Source organism: Polaribacter marinus, from assembly GCF_022662535.1.
Classification (GTDB): Bacteria; Bacteroidota; Bacteroidia; order Flavobacteriales; family Flavobacteriaceae; genus Polaribacter; species Polaribacter marinus.
In genome coordinates this window covers 119,660-139,071 of the sequence record NZ_JAKQYM010000002.1, presented here as the reverse complement: position 1 = coordinate 139,071, position 19,412 = coordinate 119,660, and the positions used below count along the sequence as shown (strand labels likewise).

18 protein-coding genes are annotated in these 19,412 nt (G+C 30.2%); 6 read left to right on the top strand and 12 right to left on the bottom strand.

All coding sequences use genetic code 11. The features are described 5' to 3' along the window. The first annotated feature begins 6 nt into the window (after nucleotides 1-6). From MC378_RS03810 to MC378_RS03795, 4 genes are read left to right on the top strand one after another with little or no spacing between them, the layout of a single operon-like run. Nucleotides 7-309 (top strand): helix-turn-helix domain-containing protein, encoded by a 303-nt coding sequence (locus MC378_RS03810; RefSeq protein WP_242177398.1) that lies wholly within the window; start codon nucleotides 7-9, stop codon nucleotides 307-309. After that, entirely contained in the window at nucleotides 306-602 is a 297-nt protein-coding gene (locus MC378_RS03805; protein ID WP_242177397.1) for a helix-turn-helix domain-containing protein, read from the top strand. Before MC378_RS03810 ends, MC378_RS03805 begins: the two co-directional genes overlap by 4 nt. Beyond that, nucleotides 589-1,500 carry a BT4734/BF3469 family protein gene (locus tag MC378_RS03800; RefSeq protein WP_242177396.1) on the top strand — a complete coding sequence of 304 codons (912 nt, stop codon included), beginning with the start codon at nucleotides 589-591 and terminating at the stop codon, nucleotides 1,498-1,500. Before MC378_RS03805 ends, MC378_RS03800 begins: the two co-directional genes overlap by 14 nt. Then, nucleotides 1,497-3,263, top strand: coding sequence for a DUF3987 domain-containing protein (locus tag MC378_RS03795; RefSeq protein ID WP_242177395.1), 1,767 nt, complete (start codon nucleotides 1,497-1,499; stop codon nucleotides 3,261-3,263). The genes MC378_RS03800 and MC378_RS03795 overlap by 4 nt, the downstream gene beginning before the upstream one ends. Before the next feature lie 143 nt (nucleotides 3,264-3,406). Here the strand turns inward: MC378_RS03795 and MC378_RS03790 are convergent, their stop codons facing one another. Further along, a complete protein-coding gene (locus tag MC378_RS03790) occupies nucleotides 3,407-3,658 on the bottom strand; it encodes a hypothetical protein (protein ID WP_242177394.1) in 252 nt (83 codons plus the stop codon). 510 nt (nucleotides 3,659-4,168) lie between these two features. Between MC378_RS03790 and MC378_RS03785 the strand changes: the two genes are divergently transcribed. Continuing rightward, complete coding sequence (locus MC378_RS03785; RefSeq protein WP_242177393.1) at nucleotides 4,169-4,927, top strand: LytR/AlgR family response regulator transcription factor; 759 nt, start codon at nucleotides 4,169-4,171, stop codon at nucleotides 4,925-4,927. 824 nt (nucleotides 4,928-5,751) lie between these two features. Here MC378_RS03785 and MC378_RS03780 read toward each other — a convergent pair. The 11 genes from MC378_RS03780 to MC378_RS03730 form a co-directional block, all read right to left on the bottom strand. After that, entirely contained in the window at nucleotides 5,752-7,401 is a 1,650-nt protein-coding gene (locus tag MC378_RS03780; protein WP_242177392.1) for an ATP-binding protein, read from the bottom strand. Between the two features lie 566 nt (nucleotides 7,402-7,967). Continuing rightward, nucleotides 7,968-9,308: a peroxiredoxin family protein gene (locus MC378_RS03775; RefSeq protein ID WP_242177391.1), complete on the bottom strand. Its 1,341-nt coding sequence runs from the start codon at nucleotides 9,306-9,308 to the stop codon at nucleotides 7,968-7,970. 445 nt (nucleotides 9,309-9,753) lie between these two features. Next, on the bottom strand, nucleotides 9,754-10,113 hold the full coding sequence (locus MC378_RS03770) for a four helix bundle protein (protein WP_242177390.1): 360 nt from the start codon (nucleotides 10,111-10,113) through the stop codon (nucleotides 9,754-9,756). Beyond that, complete coding sequence (locus tag MC378_RS03765; protein ID WP_242177389.1) at nucleotides 10,059-11,207, bottom strand: RNA-directed DNA polymerase; 1,149 nt, start codon at nucleotides 11,205-11,207, stop codon at nucleotides 10,059-10,061. The genes MC378_RS03770 and MC378_RS03765 overlap by 55 nt, the downstream gene beginning before the upstream one ends. Nucleotides 11,208-11,422: 215 nt before the next feature. Further along, on the bottom strand, nucleotides 11,423-11,896 hold the full coding sequence (locus MC378_RS03760) for a hypothetical protein (protein ID WP_242177388.1): 474 nt from the start codon (nucleotides 11,894-11,896) through the stop codon (nucleotides 11,423-11,425). A 96-nt stretch (nucleotides 11,897-11,992) separates the two neighbouring features. Then, entirely contained in the window at nucleotides 11,993-13,468 is a 1,476-nt protein-coding gene (locus MC378_RS03755; RefSeq protein ID WP_242177387.1) for a fibrobacter succinogenes major paralogous domain-containing protein, read from the bottom strand. 45 nt (nucleotides 13,469-13,513) lie between these two features. Continuing rightward, a complete protein-coding gene (locus MC378_RS03750) occupies nucleotides 13,514-13,942 on the bottom strand; it encodes a hypothetical protein (protein WP_242177386.1) in 429 nt (142 codons plus the stop codon). Further along, nucleotides 13,926-14,111 carry a hypothetical protein gene (locus MC378_RS03745; RefSeq protein WP_242177385.1) on the bottom strand — a complete coding sequence of 62 codons (186 nt, stop codon included), beginning with the start codon at nucleotides 14,109-14,111 and terminating at the stop codon, nucleotides 13,926-13,928. The genes MC378_RS03750 and MC378_RS03745 overlap by 17 nt, the downstream gene beginning before the upstream one ends. A 26-nt stretch (nucleotides 14,112-14,137) precedes the next feature. Next, the gene (locus MC378_RS03740; RefSeq protein WP_242177384.1) at nucleotides 14,138-14,323 is read right to left on the bottom strand and encodes a hypothetical protein; all 186 of its coding nucleotides are present in this window, start codon (nucleotides 14,321-14,323) and stop codon (nucleotides 14,138-14,140) included. A gap of 5 nt (nucleotides 14,324-14,328) precedes the next feature. Beyond that, nucleotides 14,329-15,885 (bottom strand): T9SS type A sorting domain-containing protein, encoded by a 1,557-nt coding sequence (locus MC378_RS03735; protein WP_242177383.1) that lies wholly within the window; start codon nucleotides 15,883-15,885, stop codon nucleotides 14,329-14,331. Nucleotides 15,886-16,122: 237 nt separating this feature from the next. Then, nucleotides 16,123-16,869, bottom strand: coding sequence for a LytR/AlgR family response regulator transcription factor (locus MC378_RS03730; RefSeq protein WP_242177382.1), 747 nt, complete (start codon nucleotides 16,867-16,869; stop codon nucleotides 16,123-16,125). A 405-nt stretch (nucleotides 16,870-17,274) separates the two neighbouring features. Here MC378_RS03730 and MC378_RS03725 point away from each other — a divergent pair, with 405 nt between their 5' ends. Then, nucleotides 17,275-19,350, top strand: a complete 2,076-nt coding sequence (locus MC378_RS03725; protein ID WP_242177381.1) for a Piwi domain-containing protein — start codon at nucleotides 17,275-17,277, stop codon at nucleotides 19,348-19,350. The last annotated feature ends 62 nt before the right edge of the window (nucleotides 19,351-19,412 follow it).

Sequence of the window (19,412 nt, the reverse complement as noted above, 5' to 3'; positions counted from 1 at the left end):
TTAAAGATGGACACAAATATTATCGAAAAATTAAACAGCATTGAAAAACTCATAGTAGAGCATCAAACAATGCAAAAAAAAGTATTAAATTTTAACGAAACGTGTAAGTATTTAGAGTTATCTCAATCTCACTTATACAAATTAACCAGTACAGGAGCAATTCCCCATTACAAACCAAATGGTAAAAAAATCTATTTCAATAGACCAGAATTAGACCAATGGTTATTACGTAATAAAATTGAATCGAAAGACGAAATCGAACAACAAGCAGCTAATTTTTTAATCTCTAAAGGAAAAATAAAGTTATGACTGAAATAATCGATTTAATACTCGCAATGTCACAAGATATAAAAGACATTAAAGCTCGTATAAAATTAATCAAATATCAAAAAGTTGAAAGGCTTAAAGATAATTGGTTAGACAATCAAGAGGTAATGCAAACCTTACACATAAGTAAAAGAACATTACAAACTTTAAGAACAAATGGCACAATACCTTATAGTAAAATTCAAGGTAAATTTTACTATAAAGTATCGGATATAGAACAAATTCTGCAAGACAATTACTACAACCATAATTTTAGAAAAGATGGAATTAAGTAAAGCTGCAATACTCAACAAATCACATTATGGCATCAATATTTATGCTTATGTATTAAAACAGTATTATTCTAATCAAACAGTTCTTTCCTTAGTAGGAAGGAACTGTAAATTAACCAAGAACCCCTTTAATAAAGATAAAGAAACTTTAAAAATTAAGATTGTAAATAATAGGGCTGTTCACGTAGATACCGAATTAAATAATTTTAAAGGAGATGTTTTCAATTTTGCACAATTGCATTTTAAGGCAAACAATTCTAAGCAGCTACTTATAAAAATAAATGAAGCCTTACATTTAAACTTAAAATCGAAACCTAAAGAAGAAAAAGATAATTTCTTGCACATTGCAGAAAATACTTGGATAGCAAAATGTAGCTTTTTCAAAGCTCCAATTAGAAATGTTTTTCCTACTAATACTTTATGGCTTCATCAAATACATAGCTTAATCACAAGCTATAAATATAAAAGCGTTACAGAAAATTACAGAAAAATAACCAACACAAAAGAAGCTCGAAAGTTCAAAGCAAACAATTTCGACTATGTAACTTTTTCAGGAATCTTTAAGAAAAGAAATGACAAAGAATTAATCAAACATTCAAATTTGTTAACCTTAGATTTCGATCATTTAGAAAATATCATTGAACTAAAAAAACTTTTATTAAATGATGATTATTTTGATACTGAACTATTATTTACCTCTCCTTCTGGTAAAGGTTTAAAATGGATTATTAAAATAGATATTTCTGAGATAACGCATTCAGAATATTTTAAGGCAGTTGCCAATTATTTAAGTTTCACCTATAATATAGAAGTAGACCAATCAGGTAAAGACGTTTCCAGAGCTTGTTTTTTATCTTATGATCCTACTGCTTTTATAAATAAAAGACATCAAATAGTATGAATAAAAAGTTCCAACCTAAAGAATGGTTAAATAAACCTATTAAGAAGTTAGCAACAACTAGCAGCAAAACAGCAACAAGGGTTGTTAAACCTACTACCAACAAATTAGAATCCTATATAAATGAAATTGAAAAAAATAAAATAGATATTACTACAAACTATGCCAACTGGAGAAATATTGGTTTTGCAATTGCTGATGAATATGGAGAATCGGGTAGAGAATATTTTCACAGACTAAGTAAATTTCATTCTAGTTATAATTATAAAGATTGCGATGAACAATATTCCAAATGTATCAACTCAAAAGGACACGGAATTACGATAGCTACTTTGTACCACCACATACATCAAGCTGGAATCAGAATATCAGAGCAACACGTAAGCAACGGATTTACAACTGTGAATGAAACAGATAATTCAACACAAAATGAAATCATTAAAGATACATTACCAACATTTTCAGAGAATGTATATCAATCAATTCCAGAGTTTTTAAAACTAGTAGTAAAACCTGCATCTAGTGCAGAAGAAAAAGATATTTTATTATTAGGTGCGGTTACAGCCTTTAGTGCATGTTTACCCAAATTATTTGGCATTTACGACCAAAACAAAGTGTATAGCAACTTGTATTTATTTGTTACTGCTCCCGCTTCTGCAGGTAAAGGAAGACTAAATAAAATCAAAAACTTAGTAAATCCTGTTCACAAATTAAAAAGAGAGCAAGCAAAAGTTTTAAAGCAACAATACGATTCAGAAATGAATATATACAATTTGCATAAAGGGAAAAACGAAAAAATAGAAAAACCTGCTAAACCTCCTCAACAAATGTTATTTATCCCTGCTAACAATAGCGTAACAGGTGTGTATCAACTAATAGCTGATAATGATGGTAAAGGTTTAATTTTTGAAACCGAGGGAGATACTTTAGCACAAGCCTTTAAAAGCGATTATGGTAATTATTCTGATGGTTTCAGAAAAGCCTTTCATCACGAAACAATTAGTTACTACAGAAGAACTGATAGTGAATATGTAGATATAGAAAAACCTTGTTTATCAACAATTTTATCTGGTACTCCAAAACAAGTTGCAACATTAATTCCTAATGCCGAAAACGGATTGTTTAGTAGATTTATGTTTTACTATATGAACATAAAACCTATTTGGAAAAACGTTTTCAATAATAGTAACAAAATAAATTTAGACGATTATTATAACAATCTAGGGCTTCAATTTTTAGAATTATATAAAACGTTAAAGAACAATACAGAAATTGAAATTCAACTTTCTACAACACAGCAAGACCAATTCAATACCTTTTTTGAATCCCTACAAACCAAATACCTAAACGTACAACCAGAAGAATACATTGCAACCATAAGAAGACTAGGTTTAATTGCATTTAGAATAATGATGATTTTTACAGCATTTCGCATTATGGAAGATGGTGATGTAAATACGGTAAGACTTTGTGAAGATGAAGATTTTAAAAATGCGCTATCAATAATTACAGTAATTGTAAAACACAGCAGTAAAATTTTTAACGATTTACCACTAGAACCAAAAACGCAAAAAAGAATGAATAGAAAAGAAAGATTTCTAGAAACTCTCAATAAAACATTTACAAGAAAAGAATATCTAGAAAAAGCAAACAAATTAGGCATTCCTAATAAAACGGCAGAAGGCTATATCACATCTTTTGTAAAATCAGGAATAATTCATAGAGACAAACAAAACGCTTACACACATAACTTAAAAGATAAATAAGGAGGTAAAGAATTTTAAGGAAATTAAGGTTATAACATCCAAAATAAAACTAAAAACCCTTATTTCCTTAAAATCCTCACTTTCCCTGTAGAGTTATTTCCTTATACAAATCCCAATTTACAAACAATAATTTCTTTTAACACTCAATCAATTTTTAAACATTTAATGGCAACAGTACTTCGTATTGCTATTTGCCAAAATCCATTATTGGTGATTACAATTTCTTTTGTGTAATTTTCTACAGAGATGCTACTATTTTTTTTACTGTTATTAAATGAAAAATTCAGACTATCATTTTTATTTAATAATAACAAATCAAACTCTTTAATATCAACCGATACTAATACTTTTTTCCTTTTTTTTAAATACCCTAAATTTTTAACGTAGAAAGCCATAATATAATAATCAATAAAAAATATCAGACATTTTTATACGGCCTGTTATCTTCTTAGTTTTTTAATATAATAAGGTACTTTAATATTCAACCATATAAAATACTTAGTTTCACATCCATAACATTTATAAGCCTTACTAAAAACAAAAAGTTTTAAAAAATTAGTTCTTCTAATCCTTGTTTGCAAACTCGATTTTCCTTTACAATTAGGGCATATCATATTATGAAGTATTATTTAATATAAACAGATAGATAATTTCATCAAAAAAATTAGAAACACTTTTATTTATTTATTTTAGCTCACTTTTTAAACAAAAGTGAGCATTAATCACGAATTTGTTAACTCTTAATAAATAAGTATATAAATACAAGTATAAGTGAGGTTTTTTTATGTTTTTTTCTCTATTTTTATATTTAAATTAAGTGCCAATTTAAAAGCTATTTTATCATCGCTTTTAAATTGTCATCTTATCATTTTTTAAACATTTTCTAACTCTTATAAATATTTTTTGTGGGTAAATACAAAGCACTAATTATAGACGATGACATCGAAAGTATTAATCTTTTAAATATATATTTAAAGAAATATTTTCCAGTGATCAATAGGGTTGCTCAGGCTACCAACATAAACGATGGTATTAAAGCGTTTACCAAAACAATGCCAGAATTATTATTGTTAGATATTGATTTAGGAAATGACACTATTTTTAGTTTTATAGACAGTATTGGTAAAATAGAAGGAGAAATCATTTTCATTAGTTCACACCAAGAATTTGGGGTAAAAGCAGTCAATTACAATGTTACAGGCTTTATAGTAAAGCCCATTAATATCAATGACCTTAAAAAGGTAATAAACAAAGCCATATTCAACTTAGAAAACAAAAAAACAGCAGTACAGAAAAGTACAAATCAAAATGCTATTATTAAGAAAGTAGATTACCCTGCAAAAATTGGAATCCCTTATTTAAACAAAATAGAATTAATAATAGTAGATACAATCTTGTATTTAGAAGCAGACGGCAAGTATACCATTTTTCATTTAGAAGAAAACAAAGAAAAAATTGCCAGTAGAAATTTAGGAGAGTATCAAAAAATACTAGATCCTAAAGTGTTTTTCAGAGTTCATCATCGGTATTTAGTAAACATAAATATGGTCACCAACATTCACAAAACAAATGGTACCAATTATTGCGAGTTAAAAAATGGTAAAAAGATACCTATAGCAAAAAGAAGGCAAGATTTATTAAATATTTTTTTAAGAATCAAGTAGTATCAGAAATATACCTATAAAACAGTTCTAAATAACAAAAACCTTATTTCAAAACTACCAATGTATACCATTAGAAAAAATTAATAATACTTTTTTTTTTTTTGTTTTATAAACTTTTCCAAAGCTATCAAAGTAAGTATAGAGAAATTGTTTAGAAGAAAAAAATATCTTTTTTCTCCAATGTAATAGCTCCATCTATTGGAGTAAATATCGTTAAATTCAAAACCAAGAAGCTGCAAAACTTCACCTTTTGTCAAGACAATTTAAAGTTTTCTTTCTATGATAGAAGAAATCATTTAAATTCGTTTTTCTCTCCACTCCAACCAAGTTTGTTTATCAAACAAAATTTTCCTTGAAACAAATGTTAAAATCATTTTAGTATATATAAATAAAAGGCTTTGAATCATCTCATCAATAAAAAATATTGATGATAGGGGAATGTCCAAAGCCTAAAAAATAATTTATATTTTAAAAATATCACAAGGAATACAGTAGTATTTGATAACCCCCGAAATAAATAAAAACTGCATTATACTTTTAAGAAGATAGTATAAATTATTCCTTGTGAACAAAATTAGTGGTAATCTATCACCCTTTCAAAGGTAAAGTAACAAACTCACTCTTCAATTCACAAATAAATAATTGCTTTAAATTTAGAATAAGTGTATTCTTTTTTTCAATGTAAGTACACAAAAAGCAATTCAATCAATAAAAGTTAACATTATTCAGGTTTTGCAATGCTAACTTTTTTTTAAAATCTATTATAACTTATATATTAGCAATAAAAATACTACTGCAAAACAATAGAAAAAAACAAATTAAAACTAAATGGTTATTATAGCTATAGATCCCTTCCCTTTTTCACTAAGTATTTGCAGTGTTCCATTTTGAAGTTCTATTAATTCTTTAGCCATAACAAGCCCAATTCCATTACCCCGTTCATTATTAGTGCCTTTTTTTATATTTACTTTCTCTAAATCAAACAAAGTCTTTAATTCTTCTTGATTCATTCCAATACCATTGTCTCTTATTTCAAGAGTTTCTTTACCTTCATTATTTTTATATAGTTTAAAAATTATTGTCCCATTTATGTGGCTAAATTTTATGGCGTTTATAAATAAATTTCCGATAACAGTCTGCATCATAATCCTATCAGCTTCAACAACAACCTTATCACCTATTATAACCCTAACGTTAATGTTTTTTTTATCTGCCAACAATTGGTATGAGGCTATAGTACTAGCTATAACCTCTTCAAAATTTAATTTAGATTTACGTACCTTCAACCTATCTTGCTGTACTTTTGCCCAATCTAGCAAAGATCTAGTTAAAATATAATTTTTGTTAGCATAGGTATTAATAATATGTATAAATTTTTTGCGTTCTTTCTCTGTAAAATTTTCATAATCCTCATCTAGTAACTTTGTATAACCTAAAACAGCATTAAAAGGGCCTATCAAATCATGGGATATGATACTAAAAAGTTTTTGTTTATTGGCGTTGCTTTTTTCTAGTATTACTTTTTTCTTTTTAAGAATTTCATTCTGTTTAGCTAAAGAATTGGCTACATTTCTTTTTAATCGAAAACGGTTGTATGTAAAAATTACAAAAATAAGACCAAATAAATAAAAAAAAATTAAATAGTTACAACGGGTTGTTTGTTTTTTAATTTCTAAATCTTTAATTATATTCTCTTTTTTTAAAAGCTCATATTCATGTGTTTTTTTTTCTGCTTGATATTTTTTACCATATTTAATATAGGCTGCTTCTTTAAGATTCTCTTTTCCTTTTTTTAAAAATTGAATATACTTTTGTGCTTGTAGAGAAGCCTTTTTAAAGTTATTTTTTTTTAAATAATTATATACTAAAGTATGACTATCTAACACTCCTGGATTTTTAGCATTGTAATCAATAAACTCATCTATGAATTCTAACGCCAGCTTTGTTTTACCTACATCTATGTATAGTGAAGATAAATTGGTATTTAAAGAAATTTTATCTGCTATAGCATCTGCATAGCTTAAAGCTATTTTATAATTGTCAATAGCTTCATCATACAAATTTTTATAATTTGCAATAACACCTTTTACTCTATAAGCTTCAACCAATTGTTTGCGTAAATTGTGTGCAATACCTATTTGTATACTAGAATCTATAGCTATACTTGCATTAAAATAATCTTGTTTTCTTAACAAAGCACACCCCAACTTATAATAAACACTAAATTTTATAAAATGGTGGGTATCTTCATTAAAACCTTTAATGGCTTTTTCTGTATAAAAAACAATAGAGTCAAAATTATTCGATTTTCTAAATTTTACAAAAAAAGCACCAACACGATCTGTGGTTCTATAGTTTTTAAAAAACTCATTTAAACTAGTTTGTGTATAACCAGAAACACTACAATAAAATAGTATAACTGAGAAACTATATTTTACAATTAATCGATATGTATTCTTCTTAATCAAAATCATAAAATCACTTTAAGTAGCTTTTTTACAACACATTATTATATCTCATAAGAACATGTTAAAAAAAAATAATAATATTTATTTTTGCATAAAAAAGATTTTAAAGTAGTGTCACTTTTTTCTCTTAAAAATAAAGATTTTTTTAATAAAAGAAGAAACTTTATGATTAAAAAGTAACAAGCGAGTAGCAACAACAACTCCATTTTTAACCTTTTGTATAAAAACAGTTGTTTTAAATACTTCAATACATCTCTCTCAATAGATACTTTTTTTTATTTAGACTTAGCATTCTTCTTAGTATCAATCTTAAAATCATTTTTACCGTTGCAATATCATTTTAGAAATGCAAAATTAACTCAATTAAAAACAAATGTATAGGCTCAAGAAATAGCTGGTCTTATTTAAGAATAAGTGTAGCTATATAAAAACAATCGTTTAATTACAACCAATTAGTAAATCCATAAATATATCCTTAATCTAGTTAATCCTTCCAAGAAAAAAAACAAGCCTATTCTAATTCTATGTTGTCATTACATTATTTGCTTATAAGTAATAAAAACAAACTACACTTACCGCAATTTAGTCTCAATCCAAATGCTGGCATGCAAAACAGTATTTGGGCGTATCAAAATTGTATTATTAGCATCTAACAAAAAGTAACTTGGTGTACCTGTTATATAATAGTCTTTTGCGGCTTGGGTTTCATACCCTTTAAAATCACAATAGGTTTGCCAAGGCTTATCTGCGTAATAGCTATTAAATCCTTCTTTATCAGTATCTATACTTATGTATATTACTTCTGTATTTTTAGTTTGCCACGTTGGGTATAATTTTAAAATTTCGGCAGTATCTGTTTTACAATGCGGACACCAACTGGCACCAAATACTAATAGTTTATTGGTTTTAATATCGCTTAATTTTTTGGTTGCTGTAAGTTGTATGTCTGGCGCTGTATTACCTGCTTTTAGTTTACGGTAGCCTTCTAGTTTGGCTATTAAACTATCTTCTAATGTACATTGACTGTTTTCTAATAATTGTAAAGACAAATATTCTGATGCAGTAAACAAGCTACGTGCTTCAAAATAATTAAATAAATGTGTACCTATTTTATTTAACAAAGCATCATTACCTTCTAAATTATTTAACAAATACTTTATACTGGTTTGCATTTGTAGGTGCATACTGTCCTTTGGTTGATCTATTTTTTCTATTAACATAAAATGCCCTTCTAACACTTGTGCCAACAAACCACTAGTTTTAAAATTAGGGTTGCTAAAATTAACCTTTCTAAACTGTTGTATGTTTTGTGGTATGCGTTCTTTATATACATTTGCGCTATTAGGCATTTCGTTTACCAATTGGCGTATGGGTAAAAACCAACGTGCATAACTTGTTTTTGGCAGTGCATTAATTGTTTGTTGGTTTGTTTCTTGTATGCGCTGTAATTCTTGGGTTATGCTTTGCAATACTTTTGTTGGTGGCTGTATGTATTTTGGGTTTGTATATATGGTTTGCAAATAACGCCACGCTTGGTAAGCTTGGTTATATTGTGTAATACCTTGTACAATGGTATTAAACTCTTTGTTTTTTTGGCTGTTTATAAATTGTAGGTTTTCTGTTTGTGCTAAACTTAATCCTTTTAAGGTAATAATTGGCTCTGTAAGTACTAGTGGCAGTTGGCTATTATCTTGTGTTTTTAGTAATGCCATACCTTTGTAATCTTTAGGGTAGTTTAGGGTGAAAAAACCCAAACTATCTATAACTGTTTTACCTAGTTCTTGGGTAGTATAATTACTAAAACCTGTTAGGCTTACTTGTTGCCCAGTTTGTTGTGTTAATGTGCCTTTTATGGTTTGGGCTTGTGTGCTAAAATTTAATAGTATTAGAATTATTATTAGTTTTTTTTTCATCTTTATTTTATAATTATTATTTTAAAAGCATAGCAAAAATGTAATCCTTAATGCAACGTACTGAAAAGCCGTTTGCACGGTTGTTACTGTTCATGTTGGCATTACTGCTATTGAAGTTCAGGTTACGAGCATTCGTACCACTTACTGTACTAGACCAATAGTTGCCGTTGGTACCCACGTTGTTAAGCGCACCATTACTGTTGTTACGGTTACCAGCAACTGGTATTATAAAAACACAAACTTATAATTTAAACTACACTATATTTGTAGGTTAAATGTTTTAAAAGAACTCATTTTATAGATTCTCGTTTTCACGGGAATGACAATTTTAACAGCAACCTTTAGGAACTGCCAAAAGGAACTCTTTTTTAACCTTGTCCTTACTTTTATTATAAGGGCTGTGTTAGGATTACAAAGCACTCCTATTAGTAAATTTATAAAAAATTTAGGTAATAGCTCCGACCGTGTATTTTTGCCATGCTGTTAATTGTTTTGATATTTCTTCTAATTTTAAATTTAAGGCTACATATAACCTTGCTGTTAATATATCTAAATCTTTTGCTATACGAGAGAGCAAGCGTAATAACTCTAAATGTTCTCTTGCAGTTTCTATGTGTAACAATCTATTATTTTGTTTGGTTTTATTTGCTTTAAAAACAGCTATTAATAACTGTATGCTTTCTTCTTTTAATTTTTCGCCTAAAGTATATTTATGTTCTCTAGCAAAAGTGTTTGTATATCTGTGTACGTCTAACAAAACATCGTACCCTGTTTTGTAAACAGGTAAGTTTGTGTATAATGCCATAACCAATAGTCCTTTTTTATATAGATTTTAGAATAGTTTTTTGTACACCCAAAAAAATAATGGAACTTACTATCTAGGTTTTGTAGTGCCTTCGCTATTAAATTATAACATTTAGCGTGGCTTAATGTGCCTAAATAGGAGTTTAATAAGGCTCTTACTTTTGTCATTGTTGCCCACGTAATTTGAAAACTTACAGTAATTAAATGATTTATTATGGGTATAACCTTGTAAAAATTTGCTTTTGTACGGTTGCTTATATATGCTCTGTATGGTTTTATATAATGGCCTAAAAACAAAACGCCTTTAGTATAATGCTGTAAGTATATTTTTTTTGGATGTATTGTTAACCCCACCAAATCTAACTGTGCTTGTATTTTTGGTAGTATCTCTTTTAAAACTGTTTTATTTTTATGCACAAATATCATATCATCTACATACCTGCCATAATACTTAATTTTCAATTCTTTTTTTACAAAATAGTCTAGTTGGTTTAAATAAATATTACCAAACACTTGCGAGGTTAAATTGCCAATAGGCAACCCCACACCTTTGGGTTTGTTAAACAAACTCTTGTCTCTTGGTAGCCCAACCCATTCGCTTTTATTGCCTTTTATACGGCAATTAGTAGCTACATTTGTAAAAATTGTTTTCTGCAAAAGTAGTATTAATGTTTGTGCAGAGACGCCTAAATATTCTTTTTGGGTTATAAAAGCCATTACTTTATTGTATAATATGTTATGACTCATATTCATAAAATAGCCCGAGATGTCTAGTTTTAAAATATAGGCATCTTGTGTATAGTTTTGGGTACAAGAACGTATAAAATGGGTTGCTCTCTTAACACCATATAGCGTTCCTTTACCTTTACGGCAACTGTAACTATCTTTTATAAAAAAGGGATCTATATGTTGGTGGTATAAACATCTGTAAATTAAATGATGTACCACACGATCTGCAAAATCTGCTGCAAAGATTTCTCTTTGCACAGGTTTGTTTACTATAAAGGCAATAGCTGGTTTTGGTTGGTAGGTATTGGTATAAATTTGATGTGCTAAAGTGCATAAATTATGTTCTAAATCTAACTCGAAAGCCAATTGATTGTGCGTGTTACGTTTATTTTTGCGCGCTTCTAGGTAAGAGAAGTAAAGTTGTTCTGTTAGGGTTTGCAATTTTTTTGGTTGGTTAATGGTTTGTAGTTGGTGGTTTTTGGTGGCTTACCGTTGCGTGAGACCCTTACAGGGTGACAAACTGGGTGGGTTACTGAATACTGCCAACTGAATACTGCCAACTGAATACTGCCAACTAAATTCTACATCATTTTTTTTAACTGTATTAAAAACTCAAAAGCTTGTATAGGCGTTTTGGTTGCCATCTCAAAATTTTGTAATTGGGTAATTATGTTAGTTTGCATAGTAGCATTGGTTGTGTTTGGTTGTATTGGTTGTGCGTTTTGCTTTGGCAAATTTGCACACCAATTTATATAGTTTATTTGTTTTATAGGTTGCTGTGTTATGGTATAACACAATAACTTTGGTGTAGTATTTGCTATATTTTGTAGTGCAAAAGGTTTTAAGTTAATGTTAGCTAAATAAGTTATAGGAAAACCAATACTATACACCTCTTGCTGTATATTTTTAATGTATTTAACTGTTATTTTATAAGGTTTTATGTGTTGTACAAACCACATAGCGTTTTGGTTATAGACTTTATAAAACATACCTTCTTTAAAAAGGTATAGCTTATTTGGTTGTGCTGCTAAATTTACTTTTTCTTGTATTTTCATTTTTGAAAAAAAATGACCGCTAACGCGGTATTAAAAAAACTGACTGCCCTAACGGGACAGCCAGTTTAAGTTTAAAGGGTACAAAACCCAAAGTAATTACTCCTTAATGCAACGTACTGAAAAGCCGTAGGCACGGTTGGTACTGGTCATGGTGGCAGTACTGCTATTGAAGTTCAGGGTACGAGCAGTCGTACCACTGACTGTACTAGACCAATAGTTGCCGTAGGTACCCACGTAGTTAAGCGCACCAGTACTGCTGGTACGGGCACCAGCAACTGGCAACTTTAATGGGCTTGCAAAAGCACCCGCAGCATTAGCTGTTGGTAAATTAGCTTTCTCATACGTTAACTCTGTATATGTTGGTACTCTGTAATTTGTAGGGCAAGGGTCTGCCGCTGTTTTTGTTGGGTTAGCTTCTGTACCAGAGTTCCATAAAAAATCGTTTGCTGGTGTAATCCAATCATAAGGTGCTGTACCATTTGTAACAAAATTTGTACCTGCTACTGCCGCACTAGCTACTGGGCCTGCTACATTATTTGCTGTACTATACGCATTTGTAAACGCTTGTGCTTTACCCCATTGGTAATGGTTACCGTAAGAGGCAGCATCTGTACTAGAAGTTGCCACTTGGCTAGCCCCAAGGTTTTTGTTTGCCCAAATTGCACCTGTAGTACTTATTACTACATCTGCTGCATTGGTACTTACAAACGTGTTTACCTCATCTACAATAGCTTGTAAACCTGCTAAAGTAGTTGGTTTTGGCTCTGCCTGTGCTGTATAAGCCTCATACGCTGCTACGTTTGCAGTTACCAAACCTGTAGCACCTGCATTGGTAAATTGTGCTTCTGTTAAACCTGCTACTGGGTATTCTGCACTTGCTATTAAACCTGCTAATGTGTCTTCATTAATATTAATTATTGCTTGTAACTCTGCTAATGTTGTTGGTGCAGGAGAAGCATTATTTATTGCTACTTCATATTGTGCAATATTTGCAGGGTTCATACCTGTAACACCTACAGCTGTTAAATCTGCAATGCTTGGTGTACCATCGGCAGGGTCATTACTTGCTGCTACAATAGCTGCAATGTTTACAGTGTTTACCATATTTTGTACTTCTGCTTTTGTTGCAGGGTTAGCAAACATATCTGGGTTGGCATCTATATAAGCTTGGTAAGCTGCCTCGTTGGCTACTACTACATTATTTAACCCTAACTGGTTTAACTGGTCTATTGTTACTATAGAAGGTACAGTATTTGGGTCATCGCCCTCTGCTCCTATTTGTGCTAATACTATGGTTGCTGATGCTCCTGCTGCTGCTGGAGATAAACATGGTGACCAGTTTCCTTTATCATAAAAACGTACACATGAGGTTGATATATCATATACAATCATACCATCTACTGGTGTTGTAATAGCCAAAGTGTTAGCTACACGTGGTAATAATAAGGCTTTGTCTGAAGCTTTTATTTCTAATGCGGCAGAGGTTTCTACAGTTGTTGTCCCAATACCTACTTGTGCGGTCATTGTAAAACTTACTGCTATAAACGCAGCACTTAATAATATTTTTTTCATAATTGTTATTTTAATTTTTATTCTTGTATTGTTGTTTATTTATTTTTAGAATTTTTTAATAATTCCTATGGTTAAATATTTGTGTGTTTCCATGTAATCATTAGAAACTAATTTATAACCAAATTTAGTTGTAAACCCATAACTAGAGTTCTTAAACCACATGTTAAAACCAGCAGAAGGGGTTATAGCAATAGAGCTTTTAGAATTTGCAATCGTATTAGGGGCATTAATATAACTACCTCCTATAGCTAAAAACGGAACAAAGAAAGTTCCTGTTTTAAATTTGTATCCTCCTTCTAAATTTACAGATAAATAATCTATAGGATTGTCCCATAAACCCGTTTCTTTACCAACACTAAAAGCTACACTGGTAGAAGCAAATAAATTAGATTCAAATGTTCTTGCTACGCCTATTGAAAGCCCAACATTAACCCTGTCTCCCATTTTATCTACATGGCTAATATTTAGAATCATCCGTAAAGGTTTCTGCATCCCAACCTGCAATAACTCCATAGGTAGCATCTACAGTCCAATAACTATTACCATCTTTAAAAAAGGTATAATCGTTATCAATAGTATTTTCTTGTGCCGTCACTAAAAAGCTAAAAAATAAAACACTAAGTGTTATAATAATTCTTTTCATTTATTTATTTATTTATTTATTTATTTTTAAAATCCTCCTCCTCCAGTACCTGGGGGATCCGCAGGGCTAGATGCTTGTGCTTTTTGCGGGTTTAGTATCAAATAAGTACCTAAAGCGGTCAATGCAGCATACTTACCGTAAGTACCTATTTTTTGTAAGGCTTCTTTACGCGTAATTTCTTCCAATTCCTTTTTATTCTCTGTTGTTTTCATTAAATTTAATCTATAATTATTTTTTTAGTTTGCTTTATTCCATTACTTACCAATTGCACTAAGTACAATCCTTTAGTTAGGTTTTTTGGCAACGCAACATCGTTTACAGTAGCAACTTTAAAAGAACTCGTCAATACTTGTTTCCCGTCAATGGCATACACAATAACAGAGGCATTACCTTTATCTTGTATACCCGTAACTCTTAAATTGGTGTTACTCGTTTTATACATATTTATTGCACTACTTGTTAAAACAGCATCATCTACAGCTAAAACACTACCCGTTGTATAAATATAAAAACGACCTATTCCTTGCAATGATTTTGCAGTAGTTACTTCGTAAGATCCTGTACTAATATTCGTAATTACTTGGTTTTCTTTATCTTCTAAGTACACTTCAATACCTTCTGGCAAACCTGTAGCTGTTGCTTTAAAAGTCAAAGTTTCTGAGGCTGCTGCCCTAATAGATAACGGAACAATAGAAGATTCATAATCAGAGCTTGGCAAACATTGTAAAGTAAAATTAATACCTTCACTATCACTAATTAAGTGGGTATCTATAGAAAGTGTAGGGTCGGTATCATAATAAGTCCCGGCATCCCATCCAATATCTAAACCTGTAGTAGTAGTATCAAAATATTTTAATGTAGTTTCTTTTGTAATACTTTGTCCGTTAGTCATTTCAACAACTACCTTAGGCGCTTCTGCAGCTCTATAAAAAGTAGCGGTAGCATTTTTTTGTTCAGACTGCAAACTTTCTGCAAAAGTAAATAATACATTATTATTTGCAGGATCCACCATAAAACCTTGTCCAGGTGCAATATATTCAGAGTCAGATGCAAAATTTACAGGTCTATAACTACTACCATCCCATACTTGTAAATAAGCATAACTAGGATCCAAATTAGAAAGATTAGCACTTAACAAAGCACTAGCGTCTAAAAATGAAGGATAAGGGTTTCCAACCACACTCCATAAATGACTAGTGGTATCAGCCCCTGGTATAGAATTAGCAGGTATAGTAATAGCAACACCTGTTCCTGCAGTTGCCATACCTCCTTTAAAAGTATACAAACCATCAGAATCTCTATAATTAGAATACCCCTTACCATTTATAAAATCACCTGCACTATCCGCTCCCAATGCCCCAGAAGCTACTGTATAATATTGCCAACGCGTACCTTTAGCATTATCATTCTTATAAAAAGAAATCCCATAATTCCCGGTAGTACTAATACCAACATTATTCGCTCCATTAGTAGCAAAAGTCCCAATATCTTGTGTGGTTACCGGAGCAGAAACAAAATGCCACTGTTCCCCACTAACATAACGCTGGTAACTAATTTCACCAGTTGCAGTACCTGTAACTAATAAAGACCCACTATTGGTGGCGTCTGAATTTACAATTAGGTTACCTGCAGCATTCACATCAATATCATTATCAACGTAAACATAACTCTCAGACGAAACATACAAAGTCCCCCCAGAAGCTACATGTAGTTCTTGCGACCAAGCTATTGTAGCAATGGTAGAGCAGAACAAAAAGCACATAATTTTCTTCATATTTTTTGTTTTTTTTTATTTAACAATACCACAAATATCCTACTAAAAGAAGCGGGTTTGGTTAGCAAATAAATAAGTGGCGTGTATAAGGAATAAATGACCCAAACTACTACACAACAGATTATAAAAAGACCAGTAAAGTCTCTTTTTAAGTAATAAATGGGGTAGGTGGTAATAAAAGATGTAACCTAGTAGTCTCATCTTAAAACACCAATAGTAGTAACAATATTTACAAACCTATTTTAGGTTTAAAAATTTACGCAGTTTTTCAATGCGTCTATTAGCAATAGACAAAGACTTCCCATTTTTAAGCAAGCAATAATTACCATCTGTTCGCAGAATACTGGTTATTTTTTTTAGATTTACAATATATTTATGATGAATTCTAAAAAACAAATGTTTAGGCAAAATCATTTCATAATGTCCAATATTTCTAGAAACAATTTTATTTGGTCCTTTAACCATATAAAAAACAGTATACTTACCATCTGCTTCTAAATACAAAACATCTTTAACATCAAAAAGGTCAATCGAGTTCGCATTAGGCAAAGCAATGATATCATTTACAAAATTATCATCTTCACTCCTTTTTATATAATCATTTTTATACAACAATGTTTTTACTGCTCTATCAATTGCTCTTTTAAGACTTATCACATCTATAGGTTTTACGATATAACTAGAAACATGGTAATCATTAATAGCACTCAAAGCATAATCTTTAAATGAACTTGTAATAATAATCTCACAATCTAAATCATCCATTTCTTGTAAAACTTCTAAAGTATTTTTTTCTTCACCCAATTCAATATCCAACAATAATATATCGGGTTGCAAATGCAATAGTTGGTCAATAAACTCATTTATATTTTTGGCCTCTCCAATTACGGTTACAGTTTTACAATAAATACTCAAAAAGTATCTAATTAGCCCAATATTTATTTCATCATCTTCAACAATAAGTACCTTAAAATTTTCTCTCATACGCATAAATTCAAATACTCTAAATTATAGTAAATTTCATACACTTATTACACATTTCGCGACAAAGTAGTATCTGACAAAATAAGAGAATAATGACATTATAAATAAGCACAAGTGGTCATTAAATAGAATTTAGTTTATAAAAAGCAATAAGTAAATGTATTTACAATAAACTATTTTATTTTATATTTGAGTATCAGTTTTAAGATAAATCAACATGCCTATTTTAACAAAAAATAAAATAGATATACAAGAGATGTCTATAAAATCCACAACTCCTATTTTCAAAATAGTAAAAGAGGTACTACTTTTTTACATAAAACAAAACAACCTCCAACTTCTCCAATAAAAAAAAGGATAGCCATCAATATTTAATATCATAATGAACAAGAAAAATAATATAAAATGTCAGAAAATCTTCACTTCAACATCCTATTGTTTCATTGGCCAACAACAAAACCAATATTCTATTTCTCAATAAAAGAAACACAAGGAAGTCACCCAATTCATAAGTACAAATGGTCTACTAATATTTTAAAAGCCTTTCCACAATTAAACAATTCAAAAATAGAAACCATATACACAACCTTTACCACAAAATCAAAAGGTGCTAGTGGGGTTAAAATAGAAATGCATGGTAAAGAACTCTTAATCTACAAACAGTTTTTAAAACACAAGTTACGCACCTATTTCAAAGAAAAAGGGTTTGTAGTATCCAAAAACTTTATAAAAGACACACAAGTATGGGTGCCCGCAAAAAAAGACACACATTCTTTATACAAACCATATTATAAATTCTCTTTAAAAATACAATTTGCTCAAGTTTCTCAACTTCCAGAATTAATCATTTCTTTTGATGGAATAGCCAAAGTATTAAAATATCCAATTTCAGAAATAGAAGACACTACTTTAGTCAAAAAAACAATCTATAAAAACACCGTTTTCAATTATCAAAATTTAAAAAATCCAGAAAAACAAGACTTTTACAACAGCCTAGAATTTAACAAAGCATATCCTTTATTAAATAGAGATTTAGCAAGAACATACAACTTACCACAATCAACACCAGAGCGCACTAACAAATACATCAAATACCTAAACTACATCTCCTCCTTTACAAAAGCATATCTATTAACAGAAGAATTTAAAAAAATAATTCCTATAGGTAACAACAACTTTTTTAAAGTACCTACTAAATTTGTTAAATATATACCACCACATAAAGGAAAATTAGAATATGCAAACAAAAAAACAGGCCTATTTCCTAAAAGAGAATTAGGAAAATTCAAACCATATCGCAGACCACAAAACCCAAATATAAAATTCTTTTTCATCTACCATAAAAGCCATCAACAAAAAATCAAAAAATTATACTCTTACCTAACAAAGGGCACAGGAAAAGACACCTATTACCAAGGTTTAGAAAAATACATCAATATAAAAGTAAAACTATCTAACCAACATTTTATAGAATATCAAAACAGTGCAAACCCTATTCCAGAAATTATCTCACAATTAGATAAAAAAGAATTCGATCATAACAATGTGCAATACGCAGCTTTCTACATCAGTCCTTTTAATAAATTCACTCCTAACAAAGAACATAAAATGGTCTATATAAAAATCAAAGAACTCTTACTTAAAGAAGGCATCGTTACACAAGCTATAGACTATAACAAAATGCAAAAAGATGTAGAATCTCCAAAATACTACCAATACACATTACACAACATATCACTAGCAATTCACGCAAAATTAGGCGGCATCCCTTGGAAATTAGCTGTAACAGAAAAAAAAGAATTAGTAATTGGCGTAGGCGCATTTATGCACCAAGAACAAAACAGAAGATATATTGCATGCGCTTTTAGTTTTCAAAATAACGGACTCTTTAGAGGATTCGATTATTTCTCAGAAAATAACAAATATGCCTTAGCTGGTAGTATCTGTAAAAAAATAAGAGAATTTTCGGAGCAAGCAACACCCAATAAAGTAGTCATCCATTTTTACAAAGACATGAGTAATAAAGAAATTAAACCCATAAAAGAAGGCATGCTAAAACTTGGGCTAAAAGTTCCTTTATACATCCTAAACATAAACAAAACAGATGCACTAGACATCATTGCTTACGACAAAGGGTGGAGTAATTTAATGCCTAAAAGCGGAACTTTTATTAGAATAGGCAACAAAAAATTCTTACTATTCAATAATGCCAGATACAACAATAAATATTCAGATGCAGAAGGCTACCCCTTCCCTATCAAAATAAGTATATCAAGCCCAGATAAAGATGCTTTTAATGATGCCAACATTGTATTAGAATTACTAACACAAGTATATCAATTCAGTAGATTGTATTGGAAATCTTTAAGACAACAAAACGTACCAATCACAATAAAATACCCAGAAATGGTCGCCCAATTAGCTCCTCGTTTTCAAGGTACCATTCCCCCACACGCTAAAGACAAATTGTGGTTTTTGTAATAAGTATTATTTAAACTCTTGTTAAACAAAATCAATAGTTGTTAAATTTTCGTAACTTCGCA